Annotated in this window: 12 protein-coding genes; 10 read left to right on the top strand and 2 right to left on the bottom strand. The window is 61.0% G+C overall.

Annotated features, from left to right (window positions below; all coding sequences use genetic code 11):
• From vgrG to ACFSNN_RS33910, 3 genes are all read left to right on the top strand, one after another.
• Window positions 1-2,311, top strand: a 2,311-nt coding sequence (gene vgrG, locus ACFSNN_RS33900) for a type VI secretion system tip protein VgrG (RefSeq protein WP_377779209.1), incomplete at its 5' end; no start/stop codon positions are given.
• A 5-nt stretch (window positions 2,312-2,316) separates the two neighbouring features.
• Entirely contained in the window at window positions 2,317-3,189 is an 873-nt protein-coding gene (locus tag ACFSNN_RS33905) for a hypothetical protein (RefSeq protein ID WP_134462360.1), read from the top strand.
• Window positions 3,190-3,192: 3 nt separating this feature from the next.
• Window positions 3,193-3,441: a PAAR domain-containing protein gene (locus ACFSNN_RS33910; protein ID WP_134462363.1), complete on the top strand. Its 249-nt coding sequence runs from the start codon at window positions 3,193-3,195 to the stop codon at window positions 3,439-3,441.
• A 245-nt stretch (window positions 3,442-3,686) separates the two neighbouring features.
• Here ACFSNN_RS33910 and ACFSNN_RS33915 read toward each other — a convergent pair whose 3' ends face one another.
• Window positions 3,687-4,478 (bottom strand): 2OG-Fe(II) oxygenase, encoded by a 792-nt coding sequence (locus ACFSNN_RS33915; protein WP_134462366.1) that lies wholly within the window; start codon window positions 4,476-4,478, stop codon window positions 3,687-3,689.
• A gap of 291 nt (window positions 4,479-4,769) precedes the next feature.
• Here ACFSNN_RS33915 and ACFSNN_RS33920 point away from each other — a divergent pair, with 291 nt between their 5' ends.
• The 6 genes from ACFSNN_RS33920 to ACFSNN_RS33945 all read left to right on the top strand — a co-directional run bounded on the left by ACFSNN_RS33920 (window position 4,770) and on the right by ACFSNN_RS33945 (window position 11,929).
• Window positions 4,770-5,612 carry an HTD2 family dehydratase gene (locus ACFSNN_RS33920; RefSeq protein WP_134462369.1) on the top strand — a complete coding sequence of 281 codons (843 nt, stop codon included), beginning with the start codon at window positions 4,770-4,772 and terminating at the stop codon, window positions 5,610-5,612.
• A 51-nt stretch (window positions 5,613-5,663) separates the two neighbouring features.
• Window positions 5,664-6,827, top strand: coding sequence for an acyl-CoA dehydrogenase family protein (locus tag ACFSNN_RS33925; RefSeq protein ID WP_134462372.1), 1,164 nt, complete (start codon window positions 5,664-5,666; stop codon window positions 6,825-6,827).
• An 18-nt stretch (window positions 6,828-6,845) separates the two neighbouring features.
• Entirely contained in the window at window positions 6,846-8,024 is a 1,179-nt protein-coding gene (locus tag ACFSNN_RS33930) for a CaiB/BaiF CoA transferase family protein (RefSeq protein ID WP_134462375.1), read from the top strand.
• A 71-nt stretch (window positions 8,025-8,095) separates the two neighbouring features.
• Window positions 8,096-9,484 carry an MmgE/PrpD family protein gene (locus ACFSNN_RS33935; protein WP_134462378.1) on the top strand — a complete coding sequence of 463 codons (1,389 nt, stop codon included), beginning with the start codon at window positions 8,096-8,098 and terminating at the stop codon, window positions 9,482-9,484.
• Complete coding sequence (locus ACFSNN_RS33940) at window positions 9,481-10,293, top strand: HpcH/HpaI aldolase/citrate lyase family protein (RefSeq protein WP_134462381.1); 813 nt, start codon at window positions 9,481-9,483, stop codon at window positions 10,291-10,293. The genes ACFSNN_RS33935 and ACFSNN_RS33940 overlap by 4 nt, the downstream gene beginning before the upstream one ends.
• A gap of 256 nt (window positions 10,294-10,549) precedes the next feature.
• The gene (locus ACFSNN_RS33945; protein ID WP_134462384.1) at window positions 10,550-11,929 is read left to right on the top strand and encodes an MFS transporter; all 1,380 of its coding nucleotides are present in this window, start codon (window positions 10,550-10,552) and stop codon (window positions 11,927-11,929) included.
• A gap of 177 nt (window positions 11,930-12,106) precedes the next feature.
• Here the strand turns inward: ACFSNN_RS33945 and ACFSNN_RS33950 are convergent, their stop codons facing one another.
• On the bottom strand, window positions 12,107-12,703 hold the full coding sequence (locus tag ACFSNN_RS33950) for a response regulator (RefSeq protein WP_244322910.1): 597 nt from the start codon (window positions 12,701-12,703) through the stop codon (window positions 12,107-12,109).
• A 213-nt stretch (window positions 12,704-12,916) separates the two neighbouring features.
• On the opposite strand from ACFSNN_RS33950, the gene ACFSNN_RS33955 reads away from it, so the two are divergent.
• Window positions 12,917-13,804 carry a LysR family transcriptional regulator gene (locus tag ACFSNN_RS33955; protein WP_134462387.1) on the top strand — a complete coding sequence of 296 codons (888 nt, stop codon included), beginning with the start codon at window positions 12,917-12,919 and terminating at the stop codon, window positions 13,802-13,804.
• Window positions 13,805-13,894 lie beyond the last annotated feature (90 nt).

A 13,894-nucleotide genomic window follows, 5' to 3' on the forward strand; every position in this document is an offset into this window, starting at 1 on the left:
GCGCATCGACGGCTATGAATATGCCGTGGTGGTGGCGCCGCAGGACAAGGAAATGTACATCGACCACCGCAACCGGCTGCGCATCCAGTTCGACTGGGACCGGCAGGCGAATCTCGATGGCGCGAGTTCGATCTGGGTGCGCGTCATGACGCAATGGCAGGGTGGCGAGCTGGGCGTGGTCGCTCCCGGCCGTGCGGGTCAGATGGTGCTGGTCGCGCACGTGCACGGTGACCCCGACCGGCCTGTGGTCGCGGGATTCGTGGTGGACAAGTTCAACATGCCGCCGTGGGAACTGCCGGCCAATGCTGCGCTGAGCGGCATGCGCAGTAAGAGTCTTGGGTATGGTCTGCGCTCCAATCATCTCGCGCTGGACGATACGCCCGGCAAGATGCAGGCGCAGCTCGCAAGCGACCAGGCGAATTCGCGGTTTGTGGCGGGCTTCAATACGCGCATCGATGGCACGAAGGGGCGCACCGAGGCGCGGGGTGAAGGGATCGAGATGGCCACCGATGCACATGCGGTAATGCGCGCTAACAAGGGCATGCTGCTGACGACGGAGGCGCGCGCGGGCGCTACGGCTCCCGTAAAGGATATGGGCGAGACGGTTGCGCGGCTCACTCAGGCGCGCGAGCAGCACGAGGAGCTTTCACAGCTCGCGCAGAAGCATAACGCACAGACGCTGACCTCGAACCAGACCGGTACCACCCATACCATCAAGGCGCAGAACGACGCGATTAGGGGCGGGCAGAAAACGGCGGACAACCCCTCGCCGGAAATGACCCGGCCTGACATGGTACTCGCCAGCGCGGCGGGCATTGCCACGACCGCGATGGACAGTACGCACATGACGAGCAGGCACGACCATGCGATTACGGTAGGGCGGGACTTTAGCCTGTCGGCGGGACGGTCAATGTATGCGTCCGTGACGGGTTCGATCTCGCTGTTTGCCTACCGGGATGGCATGAAATTCTTCTCGGCGAACGGGCCGGTGCAGATTCAGGCCCAAGGCGGCCCCATGTCCTTCAAGGCGCACGGTGATCTCGAAATCACCAGTTCGGAAGGCCGGATTGTGATTAACGCGAAGAAGGAACTGTGGCTGGGTGCGGACGGTTCATTCGTCCAGATCAACGGCAGCGGGATCATCAACGGCTCGCCGGGACCGATTTTGGAGAAGGGGGCGAACTGGAAGAAAGCCGAGGCTGCGACCATGTACCCGCGCCTGACGGCTTTCGCGACGCACCCGATCACGTTCAACTGCGATTCCATGGCTGCCTTGGAACGGGCTGCTGCTGTGCCGCCTGCTCCGCCTAGGGCAGAACCGCCTGCTCCAGATGCTGCTGGAACAGGAAACGCGGCGGCAAGCCAAACACCTATGGCGTCGCCCCCTGGAGCTTCAGGGGCAGCCGGACATACTTGTACTTGGCATCAGGATAGTGTGACGGACCAGCGTCGGCCTTTGAATATTGGAAGCGGCAACTATTGGACAATAAAAAAAGATGGCACTGCATACTTGCTTGGAGGTCAGCCTTTCTTCATCCACTACGCAAATTATGAAGGAATGGCGGAGTTCCAATACGACAATTCCGCAAAGAAAATCATTGCAACTGTTAGGATTTTGCTGGTGCCGAAAGAGGTCAAGGAGCTGAACCCTTCTGGTGCGGTCGTTTCTGTGGCATACAATGCCGACAAGGATCCGTATCCACAATTGTATCCGGCACGGGTGCATGGGCCTCGCCCTGTAGCAGCCTTAGCCAGCTTTATGGTTGACGCGAAATTAAAAATAGAAAGCGAATTGAATTCGCCAAGTCACCAGATTACAACGTCAGATTGCGCTCAGGGGAGCGCCTGCCAATGTCGTATCCCGGTCCAATTTGTTGTTGAACTCTTGACTGCCGATCCCGATGGGAAGGCTCATGCAACTGTCAATGTGTACCCGACTGCTTTCCGGGCAAATGCCGCAAATTGGGGGGAGCGAGTAGTTACTAGTGATAATTTCGGGATCGATACGCTGTATCCGTTAAATCAGGAGCGCGTACATACTCATGAGGTTGGTCATCTCTTGGGCTTCCCCGATGAATATTTTTGGGACGGTGGCGCCCTGGATAAGCAATATATTGACACTTCTGGTCATGTCGATTATCCGCTTGCGCAGCACAATCCAACTCCCGATACATGGCAGGGAACGACGCCTGATACGCTAATGGGAGGGGGTGTTTATGGTCCAGCGCTGCCTAAGCTGCCAAAATATTACTTATTCCAGGTGTGCAAGTGGTTCAATGAGAAAAATGGTTATACGTGGAAAGGGGTATAATTTCTATGAAGACTACTTTGAAGATTAAATTGGGACTGAAATATTTGTGCGTCTTGTTATATATGGGGTTTTCGCAAATGACCAATGCCGCTGAAGTGCAATTTACAACGCGGAGCTACATTCAGGGAAATGACGCCCTCACCGATTTGAAAATTTCAGATGAAGGATATCTGCTGGTGATGCGTGGCGATGTAATGGATGTCGGTATGTCAGGCGCAGGGATTTTTGCGGGAAGACTTTCAGATTCCGACAGGCAGGGATTGAATTCGGCGGCGACAGAGGCGAAGAAATATCCTGGATTCACTCCTGCACCCCTTATCGATAAATATGTTAGGGCGTTTTTTGAGTCCGGCGAGCGACTTGCCAAACTCGACGCGACGATAAATCTCGAGCCTAAAGATAATAAAATTCTTGTCAGCGTGTCATTCGTGAACACGGGCAGTAAAGACATATGTTTTAAAAGTCCTTCGACCTGGGAAGGTTACTTTAATCCGATAAACGGGTCTTCATGGATTCGAGTTAGCGGGATTCTGGGCGGAACCCAGGGGAAAGAGACGGGGCAGCGTATCCAGACAGCCGAGTTTGGTGGTGCGGAAATGTTCAATGCCAAGGATTATGTAAATGACGTGATTTGTATTGCAAGGAATGAAATAAAAGTAGCCAAATTTTTAGTCTTTCCGAAGGGGGTTATTAGGAAAGGAACCTATACCGTCGGTGCATCCATAGTCATTAGAGAAGTTATGGAACCCAAAGAATTCAATCATGGCCTGGAGTTTTTCTCGATTAACCAGACGATCGACTTCCCCCGTGATTACCCCTCGACACCCGAGGAAATCAGTGCTTTCGCCGCTTACCTCAAGACACAACCACAGGAGTGAGGCATGGACGTCATTCGACTTGGTGATACGACAAACCACGGCGGCGCAGTCGTGACCGGCTCAGAGACCATGGACTATGACGGCAGGCCTGTCGCCCGCAAGGGAGATCTCGTGGAGTGTCCGCTGCACCCTCAGGTGAACCCGAACGTGATTCTCGAAGGTGATGACGAAATTACCGACCACGGTATACCGGTTGCCCGACACGGCCACCATGCCACCTGCGGATGCAGCCTCATTTCCAGCCTTGTGTAATCAGCCGACAGTCCGCGATGCAAGGACGACAGGACGTGATACATGACGAACCCGGCCACCATCCGGCTGTTGCGCCTGTGGATTGCGGAGGCGATCCGGCGCTTCGAGACACTCCACGGCCACCGACTCACTGCATTGCTTCTGCCACCAGGCGTTACGAAACTGCTTGTCGAATTTTCGCCGCAGCGCAGCAGTTCAGCAGAATATGGCGCACGTCAAATCGACCCAAACCAATCGCATCCGCCTCAACCCGCATCGTGGAAAATCACCCCAAGCGTATGCCGTTGGCCTGAGCGCAAGCGGCTCACGCCATGCCGCAGATTCACCCGGTACGCACCGCGCGTCCCCTGAACCGGCCGGTGATGGACCGCGAACACCACCGCATCGCCCTTGCGGAGCGGCACCACTTCCGTACGCGACTGCATGCGCGGCCGCTGCTCCGTCATGACGAATTCGCCACCGGTAAAGTCCACGCCGGGTTCGGACAGCAGAATCGCGACCTGCAGCGGGAAGACGTGTTCGCCGTAGAGATCCTGATGCAGACAGTTGTAGTCGTCGGTTGCGTATTGAAGCATCAGCGGCGTTGGGCGCGTCTGGCCGGCGGCGTGACAACGCTCGATAAATTCCGCATGCGCGGCCGGATACTGGACGTCGATCCCCATCGCCTCGTTCCAGCGATTCGCCACCGGCGCGAGACGCGGATAAAGCGCGCAGCGCAAATCGGCGATCAACGGCGGCAGCGGATAAGCAAAGTATTTGTATTCGCCGCGGCCAAAACCGTGCCGGGCCATGACGACGCGGCTACGAAACAACGCATCGCGCGGATAGAGCGCGGTCAGCGCATCGCATTCCTCCGCGCTGAGCAGATTGCGCAGCATCGCGCAGCCGTAAGCATTCAATTCTGCTTCGACATCGAACCAGTCGATCGCACCGATACGCTGCGCGTGCGAGCCACCCGTGCCCGCTTCTGGCTTCTGTCCTGCGCCAGCTTTCAAGTCCATCGAGCGCGACTGCATACCCTTCGCAACCGTATCCATAAACCCTCTCCAATCAAGCGATCACCAGAACGATGATCGAGTGTAAGGACGGACGTGATGCCGCGCACTCCGACTCTTGCTTTCCAATTCTGTGCCGTTCACAGCCGGTGCCTCGACAATAAGCGCATGATATTCAGACCGATCCATTAGCGGCGCCCCGCCACACGGCGGTCCGGCGAGCCTTAAGCAAATCCAAACGCCCGCTTCGAAAATGCAAACTTCGCAGTTCATGCTGCGTCGTTCATAGTAAGACCCTATTAAGCCCAATAGGCGTATCCGGAGACTGTGCCCATGTCTGCTTCCCCGCAGAAACTCGACGACTGGCTCGACAAGCAAGAGGTCATCAAGGACGACATCACCGCCTTTCCACTCAAGGCGATGGCCGCCACGCTCGATCGCGAAGAACGCGGCGACAGCGTGCCGCCGCTGTGGCACTGGCTGTACTTTCTGCCGATTGCGCCGATGTCCGAAGTCGGCCCGGACGGCCATCCAAAGCGCGGCGCTTTCCTGCCGCCCGTGCCGCTGCCGCGCCGCATGTGGGCCGGCGGCCGGTTGACCTTTCACGCGCCGCTGAAAGTGGGCGAGCGTGCCACGCGTACTTCGACGATCGCCAATATCGAAGACAAGACCGGCCGGTCCGGCCGTCTCGTGTTCGTCACGGTGCAGCACACGATAGAAGCCGGCGGCGAACTGAAGCTGGAAGAGGAGCACGACATTGTCTATCGCGACGCATCGCAGGACGGCGCGCGTCCACCGCAGCCGCAGCTCGCCCCAGAAGGCGAAACGTGGCGCCGCACGATCGATGCCGACGCCGTCATGCTGTTCCGCTACTCGGCGCTGACCTTCAACGGCCACCGCATTCACTACGATTATCCGTACGTCACGGAAGTCGAAGGCTATCCAGGCCTGATCGTCCACGGTCCGTTGATCGCGACCCTGCTGGTCGACCTGGTGCGCCGCGAACAACCGCAAGCCACGCTGCAAAGTTTCGCTTTCAAGGCGGTGCGTCCGACCTTCGCCGGCAACGCTTTCACGGTATGCGGCAAGCCTTCCGCCGACGGCAAGATCATTGAGTTGTGGGCCAAAGACCACGAAGGCTATCTGACCATGCGCGCCACGGCCGCTATTGCCTGAACTTCGACTGAGCTTCGACTGAGCTTCGCCTGAACTCCAAGAGATTCGATTATGCAAACCACGCAGCAGGATTCCTTTCAGGACATTCGCGAAGCCGTCCGCGATCTGTGCCAGCAATTTTCCGGCGAGTACTTTCGCAAGATCGACGAGGCACGCGGCTACCCTGAAGCATTCGTCGACGCGCTCACCAAAGCCGGCTGGCTGGCCGCGCTGATTCCGCAGGACTTCGGCGGCTCGGGGCTGGGGCTGACCGAAGCGTCGGTCATCATGGAAGAAATCAATCGCGCCGGCGGCAACTCGGGCGCCTGCCACGGTCAGATGTACAACATGGGCACGCTGTTGCGCCACGGTTCCGAAGAGCAGAAGCAAAAGTACTTGCCGAAGATCGCGTGCGGCGACTTGCGTCTGCAATCCATGGGCGTGACCGAGCCGTCCACCGGCACGGACACCACGAGGATCAAGACTACCGCCGAGCGCCGCGGCGACCGCTATGTAATCAACGGACAGAAGGTGTGGATCTCGCGCGTGCAGCATTCGGATCTGATGATCCTGCTCGCGCGCACCACGCCGCTTGCGGACGTGAAAAAGAAATCGGCGGGCATGTCGATCTTTATCGTCGATCTGCGCGAGGCGATCGGTCACGGCATGACCGTGCAGCCGATTCTCAACATGGTCAATCACGAAACCAACGAACTCTTCTTCGACAACCTCGAAATCCCCGCCGAGAATCTGATCGGTGAAGAAGGGCAGGGCTTCAAATACATTCTCGACGGGTTGAATGCGGAGCGCACGCTGATCGCCGCCGAATGTATCGGCGATGGTTACTGGTTCGTCGACAAGGTCACCGAGTACGCGAAAGAGCGCGTCGTATTCGGCCGTCCGATCGGTCAGAACCAGGGCGTGCAGTTTCCGATCGCACGCTCGTTCATCAATGTCGAGGCGGCCAGCCTGATGCGCTTCGAGGCGGCGCGCCGGTTCGACGCGCATCAACCGTGCGGCGCCCAGGCGAACATGGCGAAGCTGCTCGCGGCTGACGCGTCCTGGGAAGCGGCCAACGCGTGTCTGCAATTCCACGGCGGCTTCGGCTTTGCCTGCGAGTACGACGTCGAGCGCAAATTCCGTGAGACGCGTCTTTACCAGGTCGCGCCGATTTCCACCAATCTGATTCTTTCGTACGTAGCCGAGCATATTCTCGGGCTGCCGCGTTCGTTCTGACTTTCGGGCGCCAACAACATGAGACCACTCGACGGTATCAAGGTCGTCACGCTCGAACACGCGATCGCCGCGCCGTTCTGTACCCGTCAACTCGCGGATCTGGGCGCGCGGGTGATCAAGATCGAGCGCCCCGGCGTCGGAGACTTTGCGCGCGGCTACGACGAGCGCGTGCATGGACTGTCCTCGCATTTCGTCTGGACCAATCGTTCGAAGGAAAGTCTTGCGCTCGATCTGAAACAGCCTGCCGCAGCGGAGATTCTCGATGCCCTGGTCGCCGGCGCGGACGTACTGGTGCAGAACCTCGCGCCCGGCGCCGCAGACCGGCTTGGTCTCGGTTATGACACGCTGAGCAAGAAGTATCCGAAGCTGATTGTCTGCGATATTTCCGGCTATGGTTCCGACGGACCGTATCGCGACAAGAAAGCCTACGACCTGCTGATCCAGAGCGAATCCGGTTTTCTGTCGATCACCGGTTCGCCGGGCGAGCCGGCCAAGGCCGGTTGCTCGATTGCGGATATTGCGGCGGGCATGTACGCGTATTCGAACATTCTGAGCGCGCTGCTATTGCGTGGCCGCACGGGGCGCGGCTGCCGCATCGACGTATCGATGCTGGAGAGCATGGTCGAGTGGATGGGTTATCCGCTCTATTACGCGATCGACGGTCAAACGCCGCCCGCGCTCTCCGGTGCGGCGCACGCCACGATCTATCCATACGGCCCGTTTCCCGCGGGCGATGGCAAGACCGTGATGCTCGGTCTGCAAAACGAGCGCGAATGGAAGCTCTTTTGTGAGCGCGTATTGATGCAGCCAGAACTCGCCACCGACGAGCGTTTCAACTCGAACTCGAAACGTACGTCGGCGCGTGACGCGTTGTGCGAGGTGATCGTCACGGTTTTTGCGAAGCTGAGCGCGTCGCAGGTCATCGAGCGGCTGGATAACGCCGGCATCGCCAACGCGCAAATGAACTCGCTCGGCGATGTGTGGGCGCATCCGCAATTGCAGGCGCGCGAGCGCTGGCACGAAGTCGGCACGCCGGCGGGCGTGGTGCCCGCGTTATTGCCGCCGGGTTTGCCGACAGATGTCGACCCGCGCATGGATCCGGTTCCCGCGCTCGGCGAGCATACCGACGCGATTCTGCGCGAACTCGGCTGCGACAGCGCGCGAATCGACGCGCTGCGAGCCGCCGGCACGATCTGAATGTTTTTAGCTTCGCCGGCGCGTGAGCGATGCCACGCCGGCGACCTGAACGAATACGAAACGACCTCATCATGAACGACCATCCCAGTCTGACGCTTGCCACCTTCGCCGCTCAACTCGACTTCCACAGCATTCCGCACGCGGTGGTGGAACGCACCGTCAACCTTTACGTCGACTGGCTCGGCTCGGCGTTGGCGGGCAAAGGCGCGCGGCCGGTCGAGACGATCGCGCGCTTTGCCCGCCAGGCCGGCGGCGCATCGAACGACGGCGCGTGCGAAGTGTTGATCGACCGCAGCCGCATCACGCCGTATTTCGCGGCGATGATCAACGGCGCGGCGTCGCACTTCGCCGAACAGGACGACGTGCACAACGGCTCGGTGTTTCATCCCGCGACGGTGGTGTTTCCGGTGGCACTGGCGTTGGCGCAGGCGTATCGCAGGTCCGGGCGCGAGTTGATCGCGGCGGCGGTCGCGGGCTATGAAGTGGGCATCCGCATCGGCGAATTTTTGGGGCGCTCGCACTACAAAGTGTTTCACACCACGGGTACGGCGGGCACGGTGGCGGCGGCCGCGACAGCGGGACGGCTGCTCGGTTTGTCGCCGGCGCGGATGCTCGACTCGTTCGGCTCGGCAGGCACGCAGGCAAGCGGCCTCTGGGAGTTTTTGCGCGATGCCGCGGACTCGAAGCAACTGCACACGGCCATGGCGGCGGCCAACGGACTGATGGCCGCGCAACTCGCCGCCGAGGGCTTCAAGGGCGCGACGCATATTCTGGAAGGAGCGCAAGGCATGGCCGCGGGCATGTCGAGCGACGCGGATCCGGCACGCCTCGTCGACCGCCTGGGCAGTCGTTGGGCGACGGCGGAGACGTCGTTCAAGTATCACGCGGCGTGCCGTCACACGCATCCTGCCGCCGACGCGTTGCTCGCCGTCGTGCAGGAACACCGTCTCGCGCCGCGCGATATCGCGAAGGTCGTCGCGCACGTCCATCAAGGCGCGCTCGATGTGCTCGGCGCGGTTGTCACGCCGCGCACCGTTCATCAGGCGAAGTTCAACATGGGCACGGTGCTCGGACTCGTCGCGCACCACGGCTATGCGGGCGTGACCGAATTCGAGCAGGGTTTCGACGCGGATGCAATCGCCGCCTTCCGCGACAAGGTCGAGATGGCCTTCGACGCCGAAGTGGACGCCGCTTATCCCGCGCGCTGGATCGGCAAGGTGACGGTCACGACCACCGACGGCCGCACGTTCGAGGGCCGCGTCGACGAACCGAAAGGTGACCCGGGCAATACGCTGTCGCGCGATGAGATTGCCGCCAAGCTGCATCGGCTGGCGGCATTTTCGGGCGCGGCCACCGAAGACGAGGCCGCGCGATTGCTCGGCAACGCGTGGCAAATCGCGGAGCAAACGCAGGTCGGTTCGGTCTTTGAAGCCGAGTCCAATGCGATGGTGGCCGCATGAGCGCCGCACTGCCTCGCTCCTATCTGTTCGTGCCGGGCAACCGCCCTGAGCGCTTCGAAAAAGCGCACGCAGCCGGCGCGGACGCAGTGATTCTCGATCTCGAAGATGCCGTGCAGCCCGATGAAAAACCGGCGGCGCGCGCGGCGGTGCTGGCCGCTGTATCGAGCGAGGCATCACGGCCCGCATGGGTGCGCATCAATGGCTCGGACACGCCCTGGTTCAACGAGGATGTCGCCGCGTTGTCCGGGCAGCGGGGTGTCGCCGGGATCGTGTTGCCTAAAGCGGAGACGCGCGAGCAGATCGAAGCCGTGCTGGCGACGGCGCATGCCACTTTAAGCATATTGCCGATCGTTGAAACCGCGCGTGGGTTTGCGAGCCTCGCGGTCTTGTGCGCCGCGCCGCGCGTGCAGCGCATCGTGTTCGGCACGCTGGATTTTCAGATCGATCTCGGTATCGACGGCGACGGCGAGGAACTGCATCTGTTCCGCTCACAGATCGTGCTGGCGTCGCGGCTTGCCGGAATCGGCGCGCCAGTGGACGGCGTGTCGATCACCATCACCGATACCGACGCCATCGAAGCCGACGCGCGCCGCGGCCGGCGCTTCGGCTTCGGCGGCAAGCTGTGCATTCATCCGAAGCAGATCGATGCGGTGCACCGCGCGTACGCGTGGAGCGACGCGGACAAGGCATGGGCGCAAAGTGTCCTGGCGGCAGTGGAAACGAGCCACGGCGCGGCTGTGGCGGTGGACGGCAAGATGGTCGATATGCCGGTGATCCTGAAGGCGCGAAGGATTCTTGCGGGCGGATAGGCTGCGGCGAGCGCATCGCCGGTGCATCGCCGGTGCAATGTCGCGCGCCGTCCATTAACCGCGACGAAACATCGGCTTCCAATAATGCCAATACCCTGAAGGCGCAGCGTGACGCAAACTTGAGCTCACGCGGGGGGACGCTTTCGCGCTGCGTACTCAACATCATGCAACGAGCTGTCGCCATAAAAAGATAGCCATGCATCACTGTTTTGCGCGCGCGGTCCGACCGCGCGCGAGCCCAATCAGGAGACACAATTTGGCAACCGTCAATTCCGGCGCGCGGCTCGACCGCCTGCCCATCAGCCGTTTTCACTGGAACATTCTCGGCCTGATCGGCGCGGGCGCTTTCCTCGACGCCTTCGACATCTATCTCGCCAGCGGCGCGTTAGCCGCGATGGTCAAAAGCGGCTTCACCGATTTGCGGCTCGGCTCGTTTTTCATCTCCGCGACCTTCATGGGCATGATGATCGGCGCGGGTCTGTCCGGTTATCTCGGCGACAGATTCGGCCGGCGTTATTCGTATCAGGCGAACCTGGCGATTTTCGGTCTCGCCTCGATCGCCGCGTGTTTCGCGCCGAATATCTACTGGCTGATTCTGTTGCGTTTCATCATGGGCGTGGGGCTCGGCGCGGAATTGGTAGTGGCGGCCGGAACGTTGTGCGAATTCGTGCCGCCGGCCACGCGCGGACGCTGGACTTCACTGCTCGCGTTGATCATCAATTCCGGCCTGCTCGGCGCGACGGCGATCGGCTACTGGGTGATTCCGCATCTCGGCTGGCGCTATATGTTTGCGATTGCCGGGATCGGTGCGCTCGTCGTGTGGTTTCTGCGGCATCGGATGCCGGAATCGCCGCGCTGGCTGGAGACGGTCGGTCGCCTCGACGAAGCCGAGGCGACGGTGTCGGCGATCGAGCGGCAGGTCGAGGCGCGGGTCGGCAAGTTGCCGCCGGTGGCGCGCGTAATGAGCCATGAGGTGCCGGCCGCGCCGTTCTCGGCGCTGTTCGCGCGCGGCATGATCGGCCGCACGCTGGTGGCGGCGCTCACCTGCATGGCGATCAACATGTCGCTGTATGGATTCGTCGCGTGGCTGCCGACGTTCTTCGTCAAGGAAGGGCTAACGATCGTGCAGTCGCTGGGATTCGTGCTGCTGATGTCGTTCGGCGCGCCCGCCGGCGCGGTGGTCGGATATCTGGTTACGGACCGGATCGGCCGGCGGAACGGCATTGTGCTGTTCTCGCTCGTGACGATCGCGCTCGGGTTCGTGTATGTGCAGATGCGGGCGCCGGCGGCGATTTCCATCGTGGGTTTCGCGCTCGTGACGGCGATCTATACGGTCTGCACGCTCGGGTTGTTCGGTTATATCCCGGAGTTGTTTCCGACCGCGCATCGGTTGCGGGGGACGGGCGTAGCCGGCACCTGCGGACGCGCCGCCTCCATGTCGACGCCTTATGTGGCGCTGCTGTTGTACACGCACTTTGGCGTGACGGGCGTGCTGACCATGGTCGGCGGTGTTCTGCTGTTGCTGAGCGTGGCGATCCTCGCGCTGCGGATCGAAACGAGTCAGCAGACGCTCGAGGACATCTCGCCCGATGCCGATCTGGCGCCGAGCGGAGAGTTGTTCGAAAAGTCGGCTTAGTCCGTTGAGCGCGCGAGCGCGGGCCGTCGATTCGCTCTTTCGGAGCGAGCGCGTTTTACGATAAGCGCACCTCGATGCCGCATCACTGCGCTCGCTAACCCGGCGCGTGCCCCGCTTTCGTGCGTGATGCCTGGCGGGCAAATGTATCGACGACGCTCGCCGGCGACTACGAAGCGGTTAGCAAACGGCCGGCATCGCCGCGTCGCTTTCGCATTCGGCCAGCAACGAGAGCAGCTTGTCCAGCGCGAACGGTTTCCGCAAGAAACCTTTGACGGGGAAGGCGGGCGCTTCGCCGCTGCCGCTCGTCAGGATGACGGGTACTGAAGCCAGTTCACTGCGTGCCTGCATCGATTCGATCAGTTCGGCGCCGTCCATGTTAGGCATGCGCCAATCGCACACCACCGCGCTGACGCGCGTGCGTTGCAGTCGTTCAAAAGCTTCGGCGCCGTCGGCCGCCGTGGCGACCGTGTAACCACGGCCGACCAACACGGCGCGTAGCGCGGACAATGCCTCGGGTTGGTCGTCGACCAGTAATACGCGACTCATAATGCTTATGCCTGAAATGTTCGGTTGGACTGGGCCTTGAGGGTTTTGCGGCGCCAGCCGTGACAGGGACCCCGGCTGAATTGCCGTGTCTTCTTGCCTGTCGAGCCGGTGGGTCAAGTGCTGTGCCTGGCTGCGGGCGGCGGAGCAGAACTTGGCTTGCAGGTACGCAGAAGATGCGCCGATCAGAAGCTGTTTTGACGCAGTGCGGAGGGATGACGAGATTCGCATCGCAGGACTGATAGGTCGCCCGCGCCGATGCGGGCGTGAACGCCGGAGCAAGCGACAAGCGGTTCAACCCTTACCTGCATCGCCGCGTCTAAAAAACGGAGTTGCAAGCGAGACCGGCAGCTTTGCCGAAACAAGCTAGCGTTTCCCTCGGGCCCGGTTAAGATTGGCCTTTGTCTCGAGGGCGCCCACGGCGCTTCAACTCTGGCCGTCATCATGCATTTCGATTTCGTAGACTTGCGCCTGCTCCTCAATATCGCCGATACGGAGAATCTGGCGCGCGCCGCGGAGCGCTCGCATCTGTCGGCGCCGGCGGCAAGCAACCGGGTCAAGAATCTCGAGGAACAACTGGGTTTCAAGCTGCTCTACCGCACCAGCCAGGGCGTGACGCTGACGCCCGCTGGCGAAGCTTTCGTGCATCACGCGCGGCTCGTGCTGGAACGGGTCGAGCATCTGGCCGGCGACATGCAGGAGTACGGCGAAGGCATCAAAGGACACGTGCGCATCTGGGCCAATACCACCGCGATCAGCGAGTTCATGCCGGCCGTGCTGAGCCATTTCTTGCGCGATCACCCTGACGTCAACATCGATCTGCGCGAAGTGCTGAGCGGCGAAATCGTCAAGGGTGTGGCGGATAGCGCGACGGATATCGGCATCGTCGCGGGCAACGTGCATGCGGAGCATCTGGAAATGCTGCCGTATCGCGACGACCGGCTTGTGTTGGTCACGTCGCGCGATCATCCGCTGGCACGTCTGGCGTCGGTGGACTTCGCGCAAGTGCTGGCGGCCAATTTCGTGAGCCTGCCGACGTCGAGCGCGATCCACGCGTTCATCACCAGTGCCGCCGATGCGCTCGGCGCGCGTCTGAAATTGCGCATCCAGGTAGGCAATTTCGAAGCCGCTTGCCGGATGATCGAAGCGGGCGTGGGCATCGGCATCGTGCCGGAATCGGTCGCGCTGCGGCACAAAAAGACGATGCAGATCGCCACGGTCGGACTGAACGACCCTTGGGCTGAGCGCAAGCTCAAGATCTGCGTGCGCAGCCTCAGGGACTTGCCGCCGTTTGCGCGCGTGTTGGTCGACCGGTTGATGGCGGGCGTTTAAAGCCGATCGTTGCCGGCGTTCAGCCGCGCGCGTTAATCCGTAACGCTTATGCGGCAGGCCAGATGCCCTTTCCTGGCGACGCCGCGTATT

The sequence above is a fragment of the Paraburkholderia dipogonis genome (genome assembly GCF_042680985.1).
GTDB lineage: Bacteria > Pseudomonadota > Gammaproteobacteria > Burkholderiales > Burkholderiaceae > Paraburkholderia > Paraburkholderia phytofirmans.